Source organism: Amycolatopsis thailandensis, from assembly GCF_002234405.1.
Classification (GTDB): domain Bacteria; phylum Actinomycetota; class Actinomycetes; order Mycobacteriales; family Pseudonocardiaceae; genus Amycolatopsis; species Amycolatopsis thailandensis.
This window is the reverse complement of record NZ_NMQT01000112.1, coordinates 14832-36787: the sequence shown is the minus strand read 5'-3', so window position 1 is coordinate 36787 and position 21956 is coordinate 14832. Positions and strand designations below refer to the sequence as shown.

20 protein-coding genes and 2 pseudogenes are annotated in these 21956 nt (G+C 68.6%); 9 read left to right on the top strand and 13 right to left on the bottom strand.

What is annotated here, in order from left to right; all coding sequences use genetic code 11:
- Positions 1–27: 27 nt before the first annotated feature.
- Positions 28–276, bottom strand: a complete 249-nt coding sequence (locus CFP71_RS30200) for a hypothetical protein (protein ID WP_093937356.1) — start codon at positions 274–276, stop codon at positions 28–30.
- Between the two features lie 218 nt (positions 277–494).
- Between CFP71_RS30200 and CFP71_RS30195 the strand changes: the two genes are divergently transcribed.
- The gene (locus tag CFP71_RS30195; RefSeq protein WP_093937355.1) at positions 495–1457 is read left to right on the top strand and encodes a YncE family protein; all 963 of its coding nucleotides are present in this window, start codon (positions 495–497) and stop codon (positions 1455–1457) included.
- A 75-nt stretch (positions 1458–1532) separates the two neighbouring features.
- Here CFP71_RS30195 and CFP71_RS30190 read toward each other — a convergent pair whose 3' ends face one another.
- Both CFP71_RS30190 and CFP71_RS30185 read right to left on the bottom strand, forming a co-directional pair.
- Positions 1533–1823: a hypothetical protein gene (locus CFP71_RS30190; RefSeq protein ID WP_093937354.1), complete on the bottom strand. Its 291-nt coding sequence runs from the start codon at positions 1821–1823 to the stop codon at positions 1533–1535.
- Positions 1824–1861: 38 nt separating this feature from the next.
- Positions 1862–2128, bottom strand: a complete 267-nt coding sequence (locus CFP71_RS30185; RefSeq protein WP_093937353.1) for a hypothetical protein — start codon at positions 2126–2128, stop codon at positions 1862–1864.
- A 177-nt stretch (positions 2129–2305) separates the two neighbouring features.
- On the opposite strand from CFP71_RS30185, the gene CFP71_RS30180 reads away from it, so the two are divergent.
- From CFP71_RS30180 to CFP71_RS30170, 3 genes are read left to right on the top strand one after another with little or no spacing between them, the layout of a single operon-like run.
- Positions 2306–2707 (top strand): helix-turn-helix domain-containing protein, encoded by a 402-nt coding sequence (locus CFP71_RS30180; protein ID WP_244199900.1) that lies wholly within the window; start codon positions 2306–2308, stop codon positions 2705–2707.
- A gap of 2 nt (positions 2708–2709) precedes the next feature.
- Complete coding sequence (locus tag CFP71_RS30175; protein WP_093937351.1) at positions 2710–3192, top strand: ImmA/IrrE family metallo-endopeptidase; 483 nt, start codon at positions 2710–2712, stop codon at positions 3190–3192.
- On the top strand, positions 3189–4262 hold the full coding sequence (locus CFP71_RS30170; protein ID WP_093937350.1) for an MAB_1171c family putative transporter: 1074 nt from the start codon (positions 3189–3191) through the stop codon (positions 4260–4262). Before CFP71_RS30175 ends, CFP71_RS30170 begins: the two co-directional genes overlap by 4 nt.
- A gap of 28 nt (positions 4263–4290) precedes the next feature.
- Here the strand turns inward: CFP71_RS30170 and CFP71_RS30165 are convergent, their stop codons facing one another.
- Positions 4291–4749 carry a GNAT family N-acetyltransferase gene (locus CFP71_RS30165; RefSeq protein ID WP_093937349.1) on the bottom strand — a complete coding sequence of 153 codons (459 nt, stop codon included), beginning with the start codon at positions 4747–4749 and terminating at the stop codon, positions 4291–4293.
- 370 nt (positions 4750–5119) lie between these two features.
- Between CFP71_RS30165 and CFP71_RS30160 the strand changes: the two genes are divergently transcribed.
- Both CFP71_RS30160 and CFP71_RS30155 read left to right on the top strand, forming a co-directional pair.
- Positions 5120–6088: an NAD-dependent epimerase/dehydratase family protein gene (locus CFP71_RS30160; RefSeq protein WP_093937348.1), complete on the top strand. Its 969-nt coding sequence runs from the start codon at positions 5120–5122 to the stop codon at positions 6086–6088.
- Positions 6089–6142: 54 nt separating this feature from the next.
- Positions 6143–7465 carry a UDP-glucose dehydrogenase family protein gene (locus CFP71_RS30155; protein WP_093937347.1) on the top strand — a complete coding sequence of 441 codons (1323 nt, stop codon included), beginning with the start codon at positions 6143–6145 and terminating at the stop codon, positions 7463–7465.
- On the opposite strand, the gene catC is transcribed toward CFP71_RS30155, so the two are convergent.
- From catC to CFP71_RS30110, 9 genes and pseudogenes are all read right to left on the bottom strand, one after another.
- The gene (catC, locus tag CFP71_RS30150) at positions 7425–7706 is read right to left on the bottom strand and encodes a muconolactone Delta-isomerase (protein WP_093937346.1); all 282 of its coding nucleotides are present in this window, start codon (positions 7704–7706) and stop codon (positions 7425–7427) included. The two genes, CFP71_RS30155 and catC, sit on opposite strands and share 41 nt — an antisense overlap.
- Before the next feature lie 29 nt (positions 7707–7735).
- A pseudogene (locus CFP71_RS30145) lies at positions 7736–8052 on the bottom strand (dioxygenase family protein); the annotation flags it as partial.
- 50 nt (positions 8053–8102) lie between these two features.
- Positions 8103–8267: pseudogene (locus CFP71_RS30140) on the bottom strand (enolase); the annotation flags it as partial.
- Between the two features lie 75 nt (positions 8268–8342).
- Entirely contained in the window at positions 8343–8942 is a 600-nt protein-coding gene (locus CFP71_RS30135; protein ID WP_093937345.1) for a TetR/AcrR family transcriptional regulator, read from the bottom strand.
- Positions 8943–9085: 143 nt separating this feature from the next.
- Positions 9086–10036 carry an ArsR/SmtB family transcription factor gene (locus CFP71_RS30130; RefSeq protein ID WP_093937344.1) on the bottom strand — a complete coding sequence of 317 codons (951 nt, stop codon included), beginning with the start codon at positions 10034–10036 and terminating at the stop codon, positions 9086–9088.
- Between the two features lie 408 nt (positions 10037–10444).
- Positions 10445–11377 (bottom strand): hypothetical protein, encoded by a 933-nt coding sequence (locus CFP71_RS45135; protein ID WP_244199890.1) that lies wholly within the window; start codon positions 11375–11377, stop codon positions 10445–10447.
- A gap of 48 nt (positions 11378–11425) precedes the next feature.
- Positions 11426–12859, bottom strand: a complete 1434-nt coding sequence (locus CFP71_RS30120; RefSeq protein ID WP_244199889.1) for an AfsR/SARP family transcriptional regulator — start codon at positions 12857–12859, stop codon at positions 11426–11428.
- Between the two features lie 90 nt (positions 12860–12949).
- Positions 12950–13180 (bottom strand): hypothetical protein, encoded by a 231-nt coding sequence (locus tag CFP71_RS30115; RefSeq protein WP_093937343.1) that lies wholly within the window; start codon positions 13178–13180, stop codon positions 12950–12952.
- Positions 13181–13225: 45 nt separating this feature from the next.
- Positions 13226–13858 (bottom strand): enoyl-CoA hydratase-related protein, encoded by a 633-nt coding sequence (locus CFP71_RS30110; RefSeq protein WP_244199888.1) that lies wholly within the window; start codon positions 13856–13858, stop codon positions 13226–13228.
- 285 nt (positions 13859–14143) lie between these two features.
- Between CFP71_RS30110 and CFP71_RS30105 the strand changes: the two genes are divergently transcribed.
- From CFP71_RS30105 to CFP71_RS30095, 3 genes are read left to right on the top strand one after another with little or no spacing between them, the layout of a single operon-like run.
- Entirely contained in the window at positions 14144–15811 is a 1668-nt protein-coding gene (locus CFP71_RS30105; protein ID WP_143267212.1) for a hypothetical protein, read from the top strand.
- Positions 15801–17411 carry a chymotrypsin family serine protease gene (locus CFP71_RS30100; protein WP_093937341.1) on the top strand — a complete coding sequence of 537 codons (1611 nt, stop codon included), beginning with the start codon at positions 15801–15803 and terminating at the stop codon, positions 17409–17411. The genes CFP71_RS30105 and CFP71_RS30100 overlap by 11 nt, the downstream gene beginning before the upstream one ends.
- Before the next feature lie 6 nt (positions 17412–17417).
- Entirely contained in the window at positions 17418–21956 is a 4539-nt protein-coding gene (locus CFP71_RS30095; protein WP_093937340.1) for a DUF6603 domain-containing protein, read from the top strand.

The following is a 21956-nucleotide window of genomic DNA, read 5'->3' as shown; positions in this document are numbered from 1 at the left end:
CTTACTCCATTCGCGCGGCACTCGACGTCAGCCGGGCCGGGCCTCTCCTCGGGTGGCCCAATCCGCGGCCAAGCGGTCTTGCAGGCGAGCATGCTTGAACTGGTAGCTGGGACCGGCCATGCGGAGTACGTCGCGGTCGCAGGCGTCGTCGAGAAAACGGATGAGACGCAAAGGTCCCGAGCCGGTGAAGCGTAATTGACAGAGTGACAGCCCCGCGGCCCAGGTTTTCGAGGAGACGAGCCCGAACGTCAAGCCGTACGGAATCGTGCCCTGCATCGCGCCGATGATGGCCCGCGCACGAGGAACTCATCGCGCTCCGCGCGGACGGGTCCGTGCACCGCCACGTCGACACTCCGACGGCTCGACGCCGGCTCCGGGACGGCGCTCAGGTGGCTGAGACCCTCTGGCGGACTGTCCGCTCCGTCCGATAGGTTCCGGTTCGTCAACTGGGGTGGCGCGGCTTCGCCGTGCCTGGAAAAGGAGTTCTTCCGACTATGTTCCGTACTTCGACGCGGCGTGCCGTCGTCGCCGGTGTCACCGCCGTCCTGCTCGGCGTGTCCACCGGTGTCGCGAACGCGGCCGATCCGACCGTCCTGATCCCGACCGGAAAGTATCCGGAAGCCGTCGCGCTCAGCCCGGACGGCAAGAAGGCCTACGTCACCAGCCCGCCGGACGCGTCCGTGACCGTCGTCGACACCGCGACCAACAAGGTCACGAACACGATCGCGGTCCAGCGAGGTCCGTTCGAAGTCGCGTTCACACCGGACGGGTCCAAGGCGTATGTCGCCAACGCCTATGCGAACGCCGTCTCGGTGATCGACACGGCGTCGGAGACCATGGTCGCCTCCGCGTTCGGCGGCGACTATCCGACGTCGCTCACCATTTCGCGGGACGGCAGCCGCGTGTACGTCGCCGGACGGGAAGCCGTCCATGTCCTCGACACCACCACGGATACCGAGGTCGCCGCGGTCAAGCTCGAAACCACGGCCCACGCGCTCGCCACTTCGCCGGACGGCACGAAGGTCTGGGCGGCGACCGAGTCCGGCGAACTGACCGCGATCGACACCACGACGAACACCGTGGTGGACGCGGTGAAGAGCGGTTCAGGCGGAGACGTCGTGCTTTCCCCGGACGGAACGCGTGCCTACCAGAACGGCGGCAACGCGCTGGTCGTGGTCGACCTGGTCGCCCACGAGGTCGTCACGCGCGTTCCGGGTCTGCAGAACGGCTATCTGCTCACGATCAGCCCGGACGGGAGCCGGGTCTATGCGGGTAGCCGGGCAAGCGACACGACGCAGGGCACGCTCGCCGAATTCGACACGAACACGAACACGCTGACGCGGAAGCTGCCCGCGGGTGCCTACCCGTACGGCACGGCAGTCACCCAGGACGGTACGCACGCGTACGTGGTGCTCGCCGGGCAGGCGGCCTTGGCGTACATCGATCTGCGGAGCTGAGCTTCGGGATCTTCGATTCGGCCCGGGGTGACGACCTGTCGTCACCCCGGGCTTTGTCATCTGTGGAGCACCGGCCTACTTCGTGCAGTTGATCCCGGCTTCACCCCGGTACATCACGAAGCTGATCTTCACCGAGTAGAGGTGGACGGTCACGCACTGCTCGGGCGTGTACCCGTAAGCCGCGGCATGGTCGTAGGCCTGCTGCAGCGCCGTTCGCTTGGCCGACGCCGAGGTCTTCTCGATCGTCGTCCCGAGGAACGCGCGACTCTCCTGGATGCTCGGTTCGGCGTTCGCCACCGCCGGCGCGAGTGCCATGAGCCCCGCGAGGGCCACGGCCCCCGCACCACGGGCGATCGTTCTGGTCATGCTTTACCCCTCCTGGTTTTCGGTGGACGAAACGACTGTCAGCGGTGGCACCAGAGCCAGACGGTCGCGCTGTAGTAACTGAAGTGCGACCGGATGTCCGAACCTCGGACGTAGCACTGCGAGTCCTGCCAGCCCGTGTTGCGGGCGTACAGGCGAGCGACCTTTTCCGCCGACGTGACGGCGTCCCCCGGGCCCGGGCCGATGCCGGTGGCGTAGAAATCCCCGGTCTCCACCGCGAAGGCCGGCGTCGCCGACATGGTCAGCGCGCCCAGCGACAGTGCGACCGCGGCCAGCAACTTCTTCATGAGAGCTCCCCTCCTGGGCGTCAGCCAGAATCGACCGACTCCCCATGGTCATTCATCTCAGCTAACGTGGGAGACGTTAGGGGAGCGTGTTCGTCGTTGTCAATCTCAGATGAACGGACAACGTGGACTCATTCATCTCAGTTTATGGAGGAGAAGGTGGCCGAACCACGGGAGACCATGCTCACGAGCCGGATCGACCGCCTCTTCCAGGTGGTCCGGCGGCCCAACGGTGAGCAGCACAGTCACGAGGAGGTGGCGCGGGCCTGCCGGGAGAGCACCGGCGAGTCGTTCTCCGCCGCCTACCTCTGGCAACTGCGGACAGGTCGCAGGGACAACCCGACCAAGCGGCACCTCGAAGCGCTCGCGGCGTTCTTCCAGGTTCCGCCCGCGTACTTCTTCGACGACGAACAGGGGAGAGCTCTTGCCGAAGAGATCGAATTGCTGGGAGCGTTGCGGAACAACGCGGTGCGCAACCTGGCGTTGCGCGCGGTGACGCTGTCCGAGGAGGGGCTCGGGACCGTGGCCGATATCGTCGAGGCGATCAGTCGGCGCGAGTCCAAGCGGGAGCAGGGGGAGTAGTCATGCTTGGCAGGAAGAGCGCGCTCTGGCGCAGATGCGAGCGGATCGCGTCCGCTGTGCGGCTACCGGATCCGTTCGACGTCACCACGTTGTTCGCCGAGGTCGCGGCGATGCGGGGACGGCCCATCGAGCTGGTGGCGCTCGACGCGCGGCCCGGAGCGCCGTGCGGCGTGCTCGCCGCGACCGATCGAGCGGATTACGTCTTCTACACGCGGGACACGTCTCCGTTGCACCAGCGGCACATCCTGCTGCACGAACTCGGTCATCTGCTGTGCGGGCACGTCGAAGGCGAGGTGCTGCCGGAGACGGTGGCCGCGATGATCACCCCCAGCCTTTCGGTGGATCTGGTCCGGCGCGTCCTCGGCCGCACGACTTACGCGCAGGAGCAGGAAAAGGAGGCCGAACTCGTCGCGTCGTTGCTCATGCGCCGCGCCGTGAGCGCTGGCCCCGGATCCGATCGGCTGCGCCACGCCCTCGGTTCATGATCAGCTACCTGTCCGCCGCGCTGCTGGCGCTGATCGGCCTCACCCGGCTGATGACGGTCCGCACCGGACCGAAGCACCTCGTCACGTTCTTCCTCAGCATGGCGGCGGCCCTCGCGATCTCGGCCGAGGGCACGGTCCGCCTGCTCGGCGACGACCTGCTCCCGAGGCTGGTCACCAACGCGCTGCAACTGCTCGCGATGCGCGCGCTGGTGCAGCTTGTCCGCAGTACGCGGTCCCCGGAGAAGCCGACGGCCTTCTGGCCGATCGCGGTGTGCTGGATCCTGATGGTCCTGTGCTACCTGGACTTCGCCCCACATCGGCTGGAGGCGGGCACCTCCGGATTCCAGTGGCGCTGGAGCATCGTCGCTTATCAGGTGATCCTCACGGCGTACGCCGTCACTTGCCTGGTCATGTTCATCCGCACGCTGGCCCGCAGCGCGGCGGGCCGTCCACGGGGGACGTTCCGGACCGGTCTGCGGATTCTCGTCTGCGCCGCCGTCGCGACCATCGGCTGGGTGTTGTTCTCCGGGCTTCCCTCACTGTGGCTGGAGATCACCGACCTCGCGGACCTGGACTTCCTGCCGCGCGCCCGCCTTCTCGGACTCTGCGCGATGGTGCTGTGGGTCCTCGGTGGACTGTTCACCACTTGGGACGGCGCTCTTCGGCTTGCCCGTGCGTGGAAGGGGATCCGGGCGGTGACTCCACTATGGAAGGAGCTCGTCGCCGCTCAGCCGCAGATCGCCCTGCCCTTGCGCCACGACCTGGAGTTCACGTTGTACCGCAGGGTGATCGAGATCCGCGACGGACTGCTGGCGTTGCGTGCGCACGTCCCACCGCACCTTGGAGAGTGGCTGCGCACCCCGGTCGACGAACCCACGCGCGCCGCCGCCGAACTGGCGGCCGCGCTGGTGATGCGCGAGGCGGGCCGCAGCTGGCCACATCGGCCCCACCGCGACGCGCACCCCGGCATGCGGGAGGAAAGTGCCTGGCTGAGCGCGGTGTCGTCCGCGTTCAAGCATTCCGTCGTGGTCCGGGAGGTACGGGAACGCGCGGTCGCGGAAGTCGCCTGAGTGGGGGCATCGCCGGGTAGGACAGCGCCTAGCGACCGCAGCGATCCACGCGCCTCCAAGGCCAAACGGCGGCCAGCCAGCGTGCGACGGCGTCGGCGAGCGCGGTGTCCAGGTCGGCTTTGTCGGCCCGTACCCAGGACTGCACCGTGACATCCGACTCTTCGGACTCCGGGGGATACACGTAGACGCAACCGATGACGTCACCGTCTTCCGGGCTCAGCACGGTGAAGGTGAAACCCTTTCGGTGAACGAAGTCCTCGGCGTGGCGGCGTAGATCGACGAGATTCTCTTCGAGGGTCATGCCGTCGCGCGGTGGCCAGTTTCCGTCGGGATAGCCGGGGGTGGCGCGAATGTGCTCGATGCTCGACGTCCAGGCGGCATGGTCGGCCTCGTTGTGCCGCGGTCCCAGCGGTTCGAGGTGGAACTGGTCGGTGACGAGCGAGGCCGGTGGGACGAAACCGGCCGGCACGAAGTCCTCCGCGGTCATGGCCGCGACCGTAGCCGACGGCGAGGCCCGCCTGCACCCGAGTTATCGGGTGGGTGAGCGGTGTGCCGAGCGCCACGCTTGGGACGCTCATCGTCTCCAGCGTGGCGCTCGGGACGTGCTGCCGCCGAGCGCGTCGCTGTCACCATGGATCAGACGTTCTCACATTGAGAGAACTCCTTCGCATTTTGCGAGAAGGTGTAGGCGCCGACGAAACGGTGAGCCTGGATCACGGCGATGTCTTCGGCGTGTGCTTTGTCTTCTTCGTCAGGTAGATCCTGAAAGCAGGGCCTGACCGTGAACTCCTGCCGGACGGCAGGCGGGGACACCGCACTGGAATCCGCTTCGCGGACCTTGTCGGAAGGGAGCGTTCATGACCGGCAGAGAGGGGCGGCCTCGGCGGATTCTCGTCGCGGGTGGCGCCGGTTTCGTCGGTGGTCACCTGTGCGCGCGCCTGCTCGCCGACGGCCACTCCGTGCTGTGCGTGGACAACCTCAGCACCGGGCGGCCGCGGAACCTCGACGGATTCGCGGAAACGGGGCGATTCGATTTCGTCGAGGCTGACATCGTGGACGGTCTCGCGATCACCGATCCGCTCGACGCGATCGTCAACCTGGCCTCCCCGGCGAGCCCGCCGGACTACCTGAGCGCGCCCATCGAGACCCTCCGGACCGGTTCGGCGGGCACGCTCGCGTTGCTGGAACTGGCCCGCGCCGCCGGAGCGCGGCTGGTGCAGGCCTCGACCAGCGAGGTCTACGGTGACCCGCTGACCCATCCGCAGACGGAGGAGTACTGGGGCAACGTCAATCCGATCGGCCCGCGCGCCGTCTACGACGAGAGCAAGCGTTTCGGGGAAGCCGCGTGCGCGGCCTTCGCCAGGGAATACGGCACGAACTGCGGGATAGTCCGGATCTTCAACACTTACGGACCCGGGATGCGTACCGACGACGGCAGGCTCGTGCCGAACCTGATCATGCAGGCGCTCGCGGGCGAGCCGCTCACCATTCACGGATCGGGGGAGCAGACCCGGTCACTGTGCTACGTCGAGGACACGGTGGACGCACTCGTCCGGATGCTCGAACGCGTCCACCTCGGCCCGGTGAACGTCGGCAATCCGGTGGAGTTGTCCGTACGCCAGGTGGCGACCCTGATCAAGGAACTGACCGGCTCCGCGTCCTCGCTGAAGTTCGTGCCCACGATGATCGACGATCCGCGGCGGCGCAAACCGGTCATCGAACTCGCCGAACGCGAACTGGGCTGGTGGCCGCGCACGGAGTTGCGGGCCGGCCTGCGCAAGACGATCGCCTTCTTCGCCCGGGAACGGGAAGCACTGAGACGTTGACCCGTCGGTCCAGGCGAGCCGGAACCGACGATCGAGAGACTTGGGGGTGGATCGGTGGCAGAACGGCGGATCGTCGTGATCGGTACCGGCTATGTGGGGCTCACGACCGGTGCGTGTCTCGCCTCCCTGGGGCATCAGGTGATGTGCGTGGACATCGACGTCGAGAAGATCGACCGGTTGCGGGCGGGGCGGATTCCGATGCTGGAGCCCGGCCTGGCCGACCTGGTGCGTGACGGGCAGGTCAGCGGGCGACTCGAGTTCACCGTGGACGGTGATGCCGCGGTGGCCGGCACGGAGTTCCTGTTCCTGTGCCTGCCGACGCCGAAGGGCGCCGACGGTGGTGCGGACTTGCGCGCGACGGAGTCGACGGTGGCGCGGATCCGGGACACGCTGCCTGTCGGCTGCGTGGTGGTGAACAAATCCACCGTCCCGGTGGGAACCTCGGTGCGCATCGCCGGGCTGCTCGACCGTCCGGACGTCGCCGTGGTGAGCAATCCGGAGTTCCTTCGGGAGGGCAGCGCGGTCACCGACTTCCTCAAACCGGACCGGATCGTGGTGGGCGCCGACGTACCGGAGGCGGGAGCGCGGGTCGCCGGACTGTACTCCCGGCTGAGGGCGCCGGTCCTGGTCACCGACGCGGCGAGTGCCGAGCTGGTGAAGTACGTCGCGAACTGTTTCCTCGCCATGAAACTGTCCTTCGTCAACGCGGTCGCGGAAATGTGCGAGCACTTCGACGCGGACGTCGACGAGGTACTGGACGCCGTCGGACGCGACCCCAGGATCGGCCGCTCCTACCTGAGACCGGGGCCGGGTTGGGGTGGTTCCTGTCTGCCCAAGGACAGTGACGCGATGCTGCGGATGGCCGACACCGTCGGCTTCTCCTTCCCGTTACTGCGGGCCACCATCGAGAGCAACGCCCAGCAGCTAGAACGGGTCGTCACGAAACTGGCCACGGCGTTCGGTGGTTCGCTCGACGGCGCCCGCGTCGGACTGCTCGGCCTGACCTTCAAGGCGGGGACGAACGACCTCCGGGGCTCACCGGCGCTCGCCGTCGCGGAACTGCTGGCCGCCAGAGGCGCCGAACTCCTGGCCTGTGATCCCACGGTGGCGGGCGGAACCGAGGTCGACGGCATCACCGTGATGGACGACCCCTATCAGGTCGCGGAGAACGCCGAGGCGCTCGTGCTCCTCACCGACTGGCCGCAGTTCCGTGCGCTGGACTGGGTACGGATGGCCAAGTTTCTCGACGGCACTGTCGTGCTGGACACCCGCAACCATCTCGACCCGGAGAAGCTCGGCAGCGCGGGCCTCGTCTGCCACGGCATCGGCCGATCGCTCAAACCGCGATCTTGGACGGGTGCGCCGCCAGCGGGGTGACCTCGATGTCCATGTATGGGAACAACGGCAGGCCGGACAGCAGCGTGTGCAGCTCGTCGTGGCCGGCGACGTCGAGGATCGAGAAGTTCGCGTACTCGCCCGCGATCCGCCACAGCTGCGGCCATTTTCCCTCTCGCTGGAGCTTCTGGCTGTACGCCATCTCCCGCGCGATGATGTCGGCTCGGTCCGCCGGATCGAGGTCCGGCGGGAGACGAACGTACATGCGGACGTGATAGAGCATCGGTCACTCCAAAAGGGACGGTCGTCGGGTCAGGGACGTTCGGGGTCGAGGACGAAGCCGTACTCGACGGCCTCGCCATCGCCCGACGGACGCGGGTCCAGCACGAGTTCCGGCTTCACCGCCGAAGCGATGTCGTCGTCGTTGTGCTCGTCGCCCGGGAAGTACAGCTGAGCGGCGAGTAGTTCGTGGCCCGGAGCCGAAACCTTGACGTGCAGGTGCGCCGGGCGCCACGCGTGCCAGCCCGCCGCGGCGATGAGCTTGCCGCAGGCGCCGTCGGTCGGGATCTGGTACGGGGCCGGACGCACGTGTGGATCTCGAACTCGCCGTCGGCGTCGGCGGCCGCGGTGGCCGTCTCGTGGATGGCGGTCATGAATCCTCCTTGATTCGTGGTGGGCGTCAGTGGTCCTGGCGGTAGCGCCGGAGCTTTTCGGGATCGATTTCGGCACCGAGGCCGGCGCCGGGGCAGACGGTGAGCTCGTAGGCCGAGCCGAACGCGACCGTGCGCAGCGAGCCGTGCTGGCCGTCGATCTGGTTGCCCATCAGGACTTCCAGGCCGAGACCTCGCTACGAGAGCCCCTGCCGACGGCAAGCTGCACGAAATAACGAGGTCACCGCGGAGCTGTTTGACCCGCGGCTTCAGCTGTACAAGGGCGCACCGACGCGCAAGTAGTCCAAGTACAGGTCCAGCGCCGCTTCCAGATGATCCGCGGATCCGGTGGACATGAGGATGGTCACGCCGCCCTGGATCGCGGCGGTCAAGGCGGCCGAGGCGCGGACCGGGTCGATGTCCCGGCTGATCGAACCGCTCTCCCGCATGTCCTCGATACCGGCCTGGATCTGACGTTGCCACTGCTCCAGGAGCTGCCTGGTCACCGCCTGCGCGGCCGGCGTGTGCCTGCCGATCTCGGTGATCAGCACCCCGAGCGGGCAGTGCACGCCCTGCCGCCGATATCGCTCGACCACGACGTCACGCCATTGGCGCCACGCCTCCCACGAGGTCAGCTGCCCGAGATACGGCTGCTGGTCCTCGATCACCTGACCGGCCTCCCATTCGGCGACGGCCATCAGCAGCTGTTCCTTACCCTCCGGGAAGTAGTGGAAGAGCTGGCTCTTGCCCGTTCCGCTCCGGCGCCCGATGTCGTCGAGGGTCGCCGCTCCCACGCCGCGATCGCGGATCTCGTCGGCGGCGGCGTCGATGATCCGCTGGCGGGTCGCGGCACCCTTTTTCGTGAGCATCGGGACTTCTTCCGGGTCGGGACTGCTGTCCGCCCCTCAAGGTATAGCCGAAAAAATGTACCGGCAAGTACAAAGTGTCGGAGATCGGGATCGCACTTGCCGATACATTTTTCGCCTGCAAGCTCGGCCGACTGGTGGCGACATCAGCCCAGCAGCGCGGAGCCGACCGGCGTGAGGTTGTGCAGCACCACGGCTCGGTGGCGTCGGCTGGTGATGAGTCCGGCGTCGCGGAGCACGGTGGTGTGGCGTGAAACCGCGGCCGCCGAAATGCCCAGCCGGTCGGCGAGTTCGCCGCTGCTGGGGCAGCCCGCCACCGCGTACAGAACGGCGGCGCGGGTCCGGCCGAGCAGGGTGGCCAGGTGTTTTGGCAGCGGCGCGGGTTCGTGCTCGTGGGACACCGGGAAGACGACGACCGGCGGAAGGTCGTCGTCGGCGAGGGCGACCGGAGTGTCCCAGCAGAAGTAGGACGGGACGAGCCGGATACCGCGACCCCGGAGGTGGAGATCGCGGTCGATGGGGTAGCGCGCGGTCAGGATCGGTGCCTCCCAGCGGAAAGCCGGTCGGAGTGAGTCGAGCAGGCCGAAGGTCCCGCTTTCGCCGGCGAGGCGTGAACGCAAGGCCCGGTCGGTGTCGACCTGGGTTCGCACGGTTGTCCATTGTGGAGCGACCAGGGTGTCGTGGGCGATCTTGAGCGCCTCGGCGACCTGATCGAGCGCCACACCCTCCGCCAGCCCATGGATCCACTTGGGGAGACGGTGGTGCTGCGCCATCAGTCCGACTTCGCGCCCGAGTCGATCCGACGGCGTCCCACGGAGTGCCGCCAGCCCCGCCTTCAGTCCGCCCGCGGACTCGGCGGGGGTGAGGAAGTCCGGGAAGTACCTGGCCGGCGGCGCGATCGCCTGGAGGAAACGCACCGCGGTCCGGGCGTCGCGCTCCCGGAGTTCTTCCCGTACGCGGCGCCGCCAGCGGGCGAAGGCGGGAATGCCGTCGAGCGCGAGTTTCTGCATGGCCAGGACGGTTTCCCACAGCGGATCCGGCGCGGCCGCGATACGGACGCGCGCCAGGTCGTGGTCGGTGAAGTGAATACGAAGCATGACGCCTCCCCCCGGAGTCGTCATTCATTTATCACATCGAAGGGGAACGTGAAGGGCTTTCTGGGGAACACGTGACCCCTTCGCCCGGTGACCTGGTGCGTCTCGGCGCCGGGGGTGGGGCTTGTTCTGGAGGCCGGTGTGGTCGACGGGGGAGGATTTCCGGACGTGACCGGGCGCCCTGGCGACGGTGAAGGAATTGGGACATTCAACGTCCCGATTCCTTCACCGTCGACCCAGCGCACGCGGACGCCTCCCGCGCAGGTCAGGCGTAGGTGGGGTTCGCTCTGGTGCGGGGTCGACGGTGGAGGATTTGGGACGGTGGACGTCCCGAATCCTCCACCGTCGCGCGAGCCGCCGTGGTCTCGGACCGACACGGGCCTGGCGCCCGACAGGACCCCCTGATGAAGCTCACGACCCCTCGTCGACCGCCCTGCTCAGTTTCCCGAGGGCGTCGTCGTACCGGTGGCGGTCGAACCGGAACGGTCCGAACCCGGTGTAGTCGCGTGCTGGACGGTGGGGTTGCTCGAAGGCGTCCCAGATCACCAGGTCGTCGGTCGTGGTGATCCGGGCCAGGAGCGGCCAACAGCCCCACTCGCCGCACTCGCACCCCAGCAGCGGAGTCTTCGCGTCGCCGAGCCTCCCGTGGAAGTGGTCTTCCATCGGACCGAACCGGAAGAACTGCGGGACGAGGCCGCCATAGGCGTCGCCCGACGGTCGCATCCCGGCGTCTGTCTCGAATTTGTCGATCAAGTCCGTGAGCGGGGTGCCATCGACGCGCGGCACGACCTCGAACACGCCACGATCGTCGCGAGCCCGATAGGAGAACTGGATCTCATTCTGATCGATGTCCTGGACGTCGCCGGTGCGCCACATCGTGATCGTGTACTGCTCGGTCACGGGAGTGGCGTCGACAAGGGCTTCGAAGTCGTCGGACGACGTGTACCGGTGGAGTATTTCCTGCCGGCGCGCGGAAGCGGCGTCGCGGCCTTGGTGTTCAACGGCGATGGAATACGTTCCTGGTTCGACGTCGATACCGATGGTGCTGCCGGTGGGTGAGCCGAGCGCGAGTTGTCCGGTGGGGCATTCCAGGTGCAGGTGAGGAATGTCGGTGGTCGTGTGCGGGGCGGTGTCCTGGATGGTGACGGTGATGCCGACGGGAAGAAGGTCCTGCGTGACGGAGATGACGAGTGTGCAGCCGTCCGACGCGGCGATGTTCCGTGCGGCGTCTTCGAGGCTGGGGGATCCGGGACCCGCGTCCTTGTCTTGATCGTTGAGGGTGATCAGGCGGTAGTCGGGGACGGTGATCATCCGGTGCGTGGCGAGCGGGCGGTCATCGGGCATGAGGGTGATTGTGGCGTGTACCGATGGTGCGACGAACCAGGAGTCGCCTCATCGCGCGGCGGCCGCGTACTCCTTCAACACCAGGGCGTTCGCGGCTTCGTCGAGCCGGTCGGCGACGTCGTCCGCGGACATCGATCGCAGGCGGCCGGCGGCGAGCTCGATCGCCAGCGGCAGACCGTCGAGAGCGGCGCAGATCCGCCTGACCGCGCCCGGATCGGGGACGACGCCGGGCGCCACCGCCGCGGCCCGCTCGGCGAACAGTCGCTCCGCCGCCTCGTCCGCCAGCGCGCCGACCGGCACCAGCCGCTCGCCGGTCAAGCCCAATGCCTCGCGGCTCGTGGCGAGCACCCGCAGGCCCGCGCATTCGCCGAGCAGCCGCCGGACCAGGTCCGCGACCTCGGCGACGACGTGTTCGCAGTTGTCGAGGACCAGCAGCAGCGGCCGGTCGGCGAGCCCCGCGGCCAGGCGGTCGGCAGGCTCCGGTGCCGCGCCCGGCACGAGTACGCCCTGTTCGCGCAGCCCTAGCGCGGAGAGCACCGTTCGCGGCACGTCAGTCGTCGCGGCCAACTCGACGAAACACACTTCGGCTGACCTACGTGGTGCGACTGCGACAGCCAGCCGGGTCTTGCCCGCGCCACCTGGCCCGGTGAGCGTGACAAGCCGGGAATCACGCAAGGCCTCGGCCAGCAGGCCGAGCTCCGCGTCGCGGCCGACCAGCCCGGTGAGCGGCACCGGCACGCGCCGGGCCGGAACAGGTGCGGCGCCTCGGAGGGCCGCCAAGTGCGCCTCCGCGAGTTCCGCCGCCGGTTCGGTGCCGAGTTCGTCGGCAAGGCGTTTCCGTATCTCGGCGAACACGGCCAAAGCCTCGGCGGAACGGCCGCTGCCGGTCAACGCCCGCATGAGACTGCCGGTGAGCCGCTCCCGGAGCGGGTGCTCACGGGTGAGCGCGCGGAGTTCGGCGACGAGCCGTTCGTGATGGCCGAGCGCCAGCCTCACCTCGGCGTGATCCTCCACCGCGGCCAGATGCGACTCGGCCAGCCGGGCCGCGCTCGGCGCGTCCGCGAGCCCGTCGAACGCCGGTCCGCGCCAGAGAGCCAAAGCCTCGGCGAAGAGCTCGTGCGCGACAGCCGGGTCCGGAGTTTCGCGCGCTTGAGCGGTGAGCCGTTCGAACCGGTGGACATCGACGTCCTCGGGATCGACGGCCAGCCGGTAACCGGCGGCCGTGAATTCGACCAACCCGTCGGGTGCCCCACCATCCCGCAACCGCCGCCGGAGCCGCGAAACCTGGGATTGCAACGCCTCCGCGGCTCCGTCGGGAGGGTGGTCGCCGTGCAGTCCGTCGATCAGCCGCCCGGCGGAAACGACACGCCCGGCGTCGAGCGCCAGGAGCGCGAGCAACCCGCGCAACTGCGGGCCGCCGAGGGCGACCGGGCTCCCGTCAGGTCCGAGGGCTTCGACCGGCCCGAGAATGGTGAACTGCACGTCGTCGATTCTGGACCCAGGCCGCGAGCTCCGGGTCGATCGGCCCTCCTCGGGGTGTAGGGACGCTCAGGTCCCTACACCCCTCGCGGGTTACGGCTTGATGTAGAGGTCCCAGGACCAGGCCGACGCCGAGCAGAAGTAGTCCGACCAACGGCCATTCTGCTTGCCGAAGTAGCCGTTGATCTGGCAGTCGCCCTCTTCCGACCAGCTGGACTCGTAGTGGTACCTCGGGTCGACGCCCGCGCTGGCAGGCTGCGCGAACGCGATCGTCGAGGCCAGCGCGCCCACGACGGCGGCGGTCGCCGCGATCTTCATCTTCACTTGTGGATCCCCAGTTCTGTTTGGAACGCGTACGCGTATAAACAATCATGAAACGGACGCGCTTGTCTGCCGAACGGGCGAATCAGCGGCCGGTCCAGTCAGGCTTCTCTCTCGCCAGGAACGAGCGCACCCCGATGGCGAAGTCCTCGCTGCCGAACACCGTGGAGACCACGTCCTCGTCCGGCACCAGCAGGCGTCGCCGCATGCGGCGGTCTCGGCGTCCAGCAGGCGCCCGCGGAGCAGCAGGTCCAGCGTCGCCCCCGGGCCCACGTGTCCCATGAGCAGGGAGATCGTGTTGGCGGACAAGCAGTTCCCGAGCGTTCCGGCGATCGGGACGCCGAAGCGGGCGCTGGTGTCCGCGACCCGCACGTCACACGCGGCCGCGAGGGCCAGTCCACCGCCCGTGCAAGCTCGGCGGATCACGGCGACCGTCGGTTTCCGGACGGCTTCCAGCCTGTCGACCACCTGCGCGATCGACGTCTCGTAATCGACTCCGTCCTGTCCGGTGTGGAGCTCGGCGAACTGCCGGATGTCCGTTCCCGCGACGAACGCCTTGTCCCCGCCGCCCCGCCACACGAGCACTCGCACGGCGGGATCGGCCAGCTGTGCCGTGGCGAACGGCGCCGCCAGGAAAACACCGACCTCGACCACCGTTACGCCGTCGAGCGAGCCTGTCATTCCTGCCTCCCGATCCTCCGGAACTATCCGCATGGTGGAATATGGCTATCGCAATATGAATCTTCTCCTGGTGTCCCGGGTGTGGTCGAGTTCGTAAGTGGTGCGACTTCCGAATGCGACCAGGCGACGTTGTTTCTCGCCTTTCCCGGGAATTCATCTTGCCGACACGACGGCAGATTCCCCAAAGGGCAGACTTTCGTCCTTTGATTGACCGGCGCCGACGTATTCGACCATGCTCGAATGCCTACCACGTGCGCTGGAGGGAAACCTGTGGCTTCCGAGGAAATGCGAAATCTGCGTCATCGGGTGGCGGGGGAATTCCTCGGGCGACCGGGTATAACCGGTGTCGGTGTCGGCGCGAAGATCGTCGACGGGCAGCCGACCGGACAGGTCGCCGTCACGGTCTTCGTCCGGGAGAAACTGCCTCGAGCCGCGCTCGACGCCGCCGACTTGGTGCCCGCCGACGTCGGTGGGGTGCCGACGGATGTGCTGGTGCTAAGCGATCCCCGGCCGGCGGTCGAGCCGATCGGCACCGTGTACCCGAAGGATGACGAGACCTTTGTGGACAACAAGCGGCACCGGCCGATCACCGGCGGGATGGCCATGCGGGGCAGCCTCATGGAGGGCAACGTCGGCACTCTCGGGTGCCTCCTGCGCGCCACGCAGGACCCGAACCAGGTTTATGCCCTCACATGTCACCATGTTCTTTCCCAGGTCGATCCGCGGTACAACGACAAGGGCCAGGTTTACGACCTCACGGTGGCACACGGGCCCGTCGTCGGCACGACAGTGTGCGGGCAGAACGACCTGAAGACCCACTCGACGTGCGCGGAGGGAATCTTCGGCCGCTACGCGGGCGGTGCGGAGAACGCGGACTGGGACGCGGCGGTGGCTCGGCTGGACGGCGGCACCAGCTATCGCTACGACCTGCGCCGCTCCAGTGTGGCCGCCGGGGAGGATCCCGGGGACGACGACGTCGCCGTGACGGGAATCGCGCCGCCTCCGACCGATCAGCAACTCGCAGCACGCAGCTACTTCGTCCGTAAACGTGGTGCGCGGACCGGGTTCACCGGTGGGTTCGTCATCGCCGCGCACTGCGAGATCCTCTTCCCGGGCCCGCCGCCGGACGGTGGCGCCACGCGGGTATGGGCGCGCGACGCGCTGGTGATCGCCCCGCATCCGAATCCGCAGGTGCCCGCCGACGAGCACAACCACTACCTGGCGGAGGGCGACTCCGGATCGGTCACCGTGGACACCTCGAACCGTGTGCTGGGCCTCAACTTCGGCCGCGCGCTCGCCGGGGTGATCAAACCGCCCTTGACGAATCCACCGGAACGCACGTACTTCGGCGTGGCCTTCCCGATCGCCACGGTGTTGAACAAGCTCGCCGGCCTCGGGCTCGACCTGACCGTCGGCACCGCGACCGAGCCGGGGCAGACGCATACCGTACCGGGCAGGCCGACGGTCACCACCGTCGTCGACGGCGAGCGGGTGGTCGTCCCCGTTCCGGCTCCCGCCGCGGTGGCAACCGTGGTGGGAGCGGCACCGCCGGGTGCGGGCCGACTCGCCGCTGACCTCGCGGAAACGCCCGGTGGGCGCGAACTTTTGGACTTCTGGCGGGCTTACGCGCCGGAACTACGGCGTCTGGTGAACGCCGACCGGCGGGTCGCCACGGCGTGGCATCGCAGCGGTGCGTCGGCGGTCTACCAGGTGCTGTTGCGTGGGCTGAGCGACCAAACGTTCACCATCCCGGCGACGGTCAACGGTCAGCCTTTGCGTCAGTGCCTCGACAGGCTGTACGACGCCCTGCGTGCGGCGGCGGGGGAGCAGTTGCGGACGGCGCTGGACCGACTGCGGCGAAGACTTCCCGATCTGGCCGGATCGACGTATCCCGAGCTCATCGCCGCTCTGTCTCGTCCGGCGGCCGAAGCACAGGTGCGGCATGGACACTGACTCCGAGTTCCACGCCGCCGTCCGGCGGGCCGAGAAGACGTTGCTCCGCATTCCAGGCGTGCACGCCGTCGGCGGCGGAGCGAAGCGCGCAGGTGGTGTCAATCAAGGGTTTCTGGCCATCCAGGTGTATGTCGACCGCAAGCTGCCGTTCGCCGAGGTGGCGCCCGACGAGCGCGTTCCGTCCACTATGGAGGGTTATCCGACGAACGTCGTCGCCATGACCAACCGGCGGTACGCGGTCCTGCCGCAGCCCGCGCCGGGCGAGCCACTGGGTAAACGAGAGCCGCCCCCCGACGTCGACATGCAACTCGCGGACGAGGTACTGGCGGGTGGCGGGCCGATCACCGGCCGGATCGACGACCAGAGCCGAGGCAGCATCGGACTCCTCATGGAGGACGTCGCTGCTCCTGGCAAGAAGATCTACGCGCTGACCTGTTTCCACTCCCTGTGCAAACTCGCCGGGATCGAAAGCAAGCAGGAGGTCATCGAGGCCCCGGTGCGGGAGAAAACCGTTGTCGGACAAGTGGACCCGAACGGGGACTGCTCCTCGTCGCACTGCTGTAACGACGGGTACGGTGAGTTCTGGCAGGGCGACTTCGTCCCGCACAGCTGGCGGGACATCGCACTGGTCCGGCTCCGGCCGGGCACGAAATACTTCGGCGGCATCAAGGATCACCTTCCCATCAAGGGAATCGCGCCGAACCCCACAGAAGCGCAATACCGCGACGACAGTTATCTCGTCCGCAAGTACGGGAACAGAACGGGAAAGACCGGGGGCAGGATCGTCGACTTCGTCCGCAATCCCGCCGCCGGGCAGGTCGTGCAGTTCATCGTGGTGCCGCACATTCCTCCTGGCACGCCACCGGACGCGGTGTACTTCGGCATCCCAGGGGACTCCGGCGCCGCCGTGGTGACCCCCGACGTCCGGGCTATGGGCATCGTGACGGGCGTGGCGGAGTTCGAAGCCAAGGAGTTCTTCCCCGAGACACCGGGGAAGGTGAACGGAACGCTTGTGGCGCCCCTCAACGCGATCATGATCCAGCTCCGCGACAATGTGACTCCCAAGTACAACGTCACGCCGGTGCTGGCCACCAGCCCGGCGGACATCCGGACCGTGCCTGCCAACCTGACCGCGTTGTTCGACGGCGAAGAGGTCCCGGTGAGGATGCCGAGCGCCGCCGCCGTGGCGAGCCAGGACACGCCGCCGCGGCCTACCGAGATCGGCGTCCGGGTGCGGGACGACCTGTCCGCCAGCCCGTTCGGGCGGGAGCTGGTCGTGTTCTGGGAACGGCACGGCGCCGAACTCGTGAACCTGGTCAACCACGACAGGCAGGTGATCGCCACCTGGCACCGCAGTGGCGCTTCGGCCGTCTACCAGCACCTCGGCAGGCTGCCGGACGTCGACGCGGGTGCCCGGCTTCCCGTCACGGTCAACGACGAGCCGCTGGCGGACTGCGTCACGCGGATGCACGCCGTCCTCGCCCGCCGGGGCAGCGACGGGCTACGGGCGGCGCTCGACGACCTGGTTCCTCGGCTACCCGAGCTGGCGGGCTTGAGCTATCCGCGAATCCTCGCCACCTTCGACGCGACAAGGGTGTGAGCATCCATGGCGGACAGAGCGGGCACGGTGGAACAGCTGGCACTCGAACTCGCCAGGGCGATCGCCGCGCTCGGCGACCGGATGGTCGGCGAGCGGCTGCTGGACCTGCTGGCCGAGCTGGGTACCGTGTTCCCGCCCGCGTTGGTGACGAACGCGCAGGTGCGGGCCGCGCAGGACTCCGTCGCCACGGTGACGAAGACGATGGCCCCCGCCGCTGCCGCGCTGGAGTCCGCGATCGCCTCGGGCAACACGGCCGAGATCGTCGCGCGGAGCGCGGAAGTGCTGACCCGCTGCGGTCAGATCGGGCAGAGCTACCTGGCGCTGGGCACGGCCATCGGCACGGTCGGCCCGACCCTGCCCGGTGTTCCCGCGCAGCAGGTCGCCGATCTGGTGGCCGACCTGCCTCGAAAGCTTCTCGACCTGGCCATCCTGCACATCGTTGATCCGGCCCACCGGCTGACCGGCCTGTTCGGATTGTTCGGCCTGGCGGAGGTGACCAGGCTCGACGCCGATCCGGCGAATCCGGCGAGCATCGATCACCAGCGAGTCCGGCTGCGCCTGGATCAGCTGCCGTCGTTCCTGGTCGACCCGATCGGTCAGCTGGGTAAGCGTTTCGGCTGGGGAGGCCCGGTTCTGGACGGAGAGAAGCTGCTGAAGGCGCTGAGGGATCTTCTCGAAGCGGCGCGGCTGCCCGTGCTGTTCGTGCCCGCGGCAGGTGGACAGCCCGCCCGGCTGGAGGCCTGGGCGGTCGACCTCACCGTCGACGGCGACGGACTCGCGATCAGCGTCGTCATGCCGATCGGTGTCGAGGCGAGCAAGTCGGTCGAAATCGTCGCACCACACTGGATCGCCGAACTCAAGGCCTCGGGCCTGCTGCCCGCCGGGACCACCGGTTCACTGCGGCCCCCGTTCCGGCTGACGCTGAAACCACCGGACGGCGCCGCGGAACTGCGCGGTGAGGTGTCGATCCGGGCCACCCCGCCGGAACCGATGCTGCTGCTGGGTGTCGCGGGCGGCAGCAGACTCGAAATCGGCGGCCTCGAACTGAAAGCCGGTCTCACACTGGCCTTCGCCGACGGCCAGGTGACCGGTGTACCCAGCATCCAGGGTGACCTGACCGGCGGCAAACTGGTGATCGACGCCGAATCCGCCGACGGGTTCATCAAGACCCTTTTCGGCGGCGCGAGCCTGGAGGCGGGGTTCGCCACCGGCTTCGCGTTCGACCCGGAGCACGGGCTGCGGTTCCACGGCGGCGCCGGGCTCAGGGTGCAGCTTCCGGTGCATCTGCGGATCGGCCCGGTCGACGTGCACGCACTTCAGGTCATCGCGACGCCGGGCCCGGACGGCGTGCCGGTCGAACTGTCCGCGAACCTCACCGCCGCCCTCGGCCCGCTGACGGCGGCCGTCGAACGAGTGGGCTTGACCGCCGACGTGAGCTTTCCCGAGGGTGGCGGCAACCTCGGCCCGGTCGACGTCGCGTTCGGGTTCAAGCCGCCGACCGGCGTCGGCCTGTCGATCGACGCCGGCATCGTCGCGGGCGGCGGTTTCCTGTACTTCGACCCGGAACGCGGTGAGTACGCGGGCGCGCTGGAGCTGATGTTCGCCGGTTTCATCGAGGTCAAGGCGATCGGCCTGATCACGACCAGAATGCCGGACGGCACGGCCGGGTTCTCGTTGTTGATCGTGCTCACCGCGGAATTCGGGTCGGGTATCCAGCTCGGGTTCGGGTTCACCCTGCTGGGGGTCGGCGGCATCCTCGGGCTGAACCGGCGGATGGACTTCGACGCGCTGCTCGAGGGCGTGGTCAGCGGGTCGATCGAGTCGGTGATGTTCCCGAAGGACGTGGTGGCGAACGCGCCGAGGATCATCAGCGATCTGCGGAAGTTCTTCCCGCCGGAGAACGACAGGTTCCTCGTCGGGCCGATGGCGAAGATCGGCTGGGGCACGCCGACGCTGGTCAGCGTTTCGCTCGGGGTGATCGTCGAGATCCCGCCGGGCAACATCGCGATTCTCGGCGTGCTGGAGTGCATCCTGCCCAGCAAGGACCTGCCGCTCCTGGTGCTGCGGGTCGATTTCATCGGCGCGTTGCAGGTCGACCGGTCACGGCTGTGGTTCTTCGCGAAGCTGTTCGACTCCCGCATCCTCACCATGACCATCGACGGCGGCATGGGCCTGCTCGTCGACTGGAGCGACAACCCGAACTTCGTGTTGTCCGTCGGCGGGTTCCACCCCGCGTTCACCCCGCCACCGCTGCCGTTCCCGGTGCCGCCGCGGCTGTCGGTCGACATCATCAACATGCCCGGCCGCCTCATCCGGGTGTCCGGCTATTTCGCGGTCACCAGCAACACCGTCCAGTTCGGCGCGAAAGCCGAGCTGAGGCTGGGGTTCGGCGGCTTCGGTATCGAGGGGCACCTCAGCTTCGACGCGCTGTTCCGGTTCTCCCCGTTCTCGTTCGTCGTGGAGATCTCGGCGGGGGTGTCGCTGCAGGCGTTCGGAGTCGGGTTCTTCAGCATCGACCTGTACTTCCAGTTGTCGGGCCCCGCGCCGTGGCAGGCGCGCGGTCGCGGTTCGATTTCGTTGCTGTTCTTCGAGATCTCCGCCGACTTCGACATCACGTGGGGCGAGGAACGCACCACCACGCTGCCGCCCGTCGCCGTGCTCGCGTTGCTGGAGGGGGAGATCCGCAAGCTCGACGGCTGGCAGACCCGGCTCCCCGCGGGCGGGGCCGACGCGCTGGTGACGTTGCGGCAGCTCGACCCGGGTGACGACCTCGTGCTGCATCCCTTGGGCAGCCTGTTCATCCACCAGCGGGCCATTCCGCTCGACGTCCGGATCGACCGGGTCGGCGCGCAGCGGCCCAGTGACGGCAAAAAGTTCACCGTCACGCCCGTGGTCGGCAGCGGACTGGTGCGACGGTCGGTGACCGGTGACCAGTTCGCCATGGCTCAGTTCCAGGACATGGACGACGCGGCGAAGCTGTCCCGCCCCGCCTACGAACACCAGGACGCCGGGCTCGAACTGGTGGCCGCCGACGGCGCGCTCGCGTCACCGAGGGTGGTGCGGCGCAGCGCCCGCTACGAGATGTCGATCATCGACAACGAGGCGCCGTCGGAACCTCCGGCGGGTTTCGCCGTGCGAGTGGCCCGCACCGGGCCGAAGCTGTACCGGCCACCGCCCGCGGTGTTCACCCAGCTCCTGGCGAACAGCAGCACCGCGCGGTCCTCGTTGTCGCGGCAGGAGGCGCTGCGGCGGCAGCCGTTCGCCGCCGAAGACACCGTGCAGGTCACCGGTGACCGGTTCGTGGTCGCCTATTCGCGGAACAACCACCAGGCGTTCCCGCCCGGGACCGCGTCGAGTTTCCGCAGCGCCGCTTCCGCCGAGGACGCCATGGCGGCCTGGATCTTCGCGGATCCGTCACTCGCCGGGCAGCTGCACGTCTTGCGGCAGGCCGAGGCAAGCGGCGTGCCTGCCGAACCGGGCGTGTGGTCAGCGGCCGGGTCCCCACCGGCCGCCGTGTCCGGGGCGGAAGCCGTCCGGCTGAACAGCGGCGCGGTGCTCGTGGCGGGTGGCGCGGACGCCACCACCACGGCGGTCGCCACGACGTCGATGTTCGACCCGGTCTCGCGGACCTGGGCGACCGGGACCGCGGCGCTGTCGGTGGCACGACGCGGGCACACCACCACGAAGGTGACCGGTGGCCGGGTCGTCGCGGCCGGCGGGCGCGGTGCGGACGGTGCTCTGCTGGCGTCGGCCGAGGTCTTCGACCCGGCGACCGGCGCTTGGACCACCCCGGCGAGTGGGCTCGCGGCGGCGCGGACCGGTCACACGGCCACGTTCGCGGCAGGCAAGCTGCTGGTCGCCGGTGGCACAGGCGTTCGGGGCGCGGCTCTGGCATCGGCCGAACTGTTCGATCCCGCCAGGTCGGCCTGGACCGCGGCCGCGCCGATGAATCACGCCAGAACCGGCCACGTCGCCGTACCGCTGGACACCGGCGCGGTGCTCGTCGTCGGTGGCGCGACCGGCGATCGGGCCCTCGCGTTCTGCGAGCTGTACGACCCGGCCGAAGGAACGTGGACGGCGACCGGCGAGCTGCTCACCCCGCGCAAGGGCCACCAAGCGACGCTGCTGCCGGACGGCCGGGTGCTGGTCACCGGCGGCGACGCCGTGCCCACTGTCCCGTACCGGGTCGAGAGCCTGGCGTCGGCCGAGGTGTACGACCCGAAAACCGGGGCCTGGACACGGGTCGCGGATCTGCCGGGGGGCGGCCGCAGCGGGCATCGCTGCGTCCGGACCCCGCACGGCGCGGTGGTCGTCGGTGGCGTCGGCAGACCCCGCGCCGTCGCCGGATACCGGGACGCCGTCTTGTTCGACGCGACGTCCGGCACGTGGACGACGACCGGCGCCCTCACCACCGGGCGCTGGGACTTCCCGGCACTCGACCTGGCCGACGGCCGGGTGTTCGTGGTGGGCGGCCGGGCGCTGTCCGGCCCCGCCGCGCCGTCGGCGGCCGAACTGGCCGTCACCGCCGAGATCTATCTGCCATGA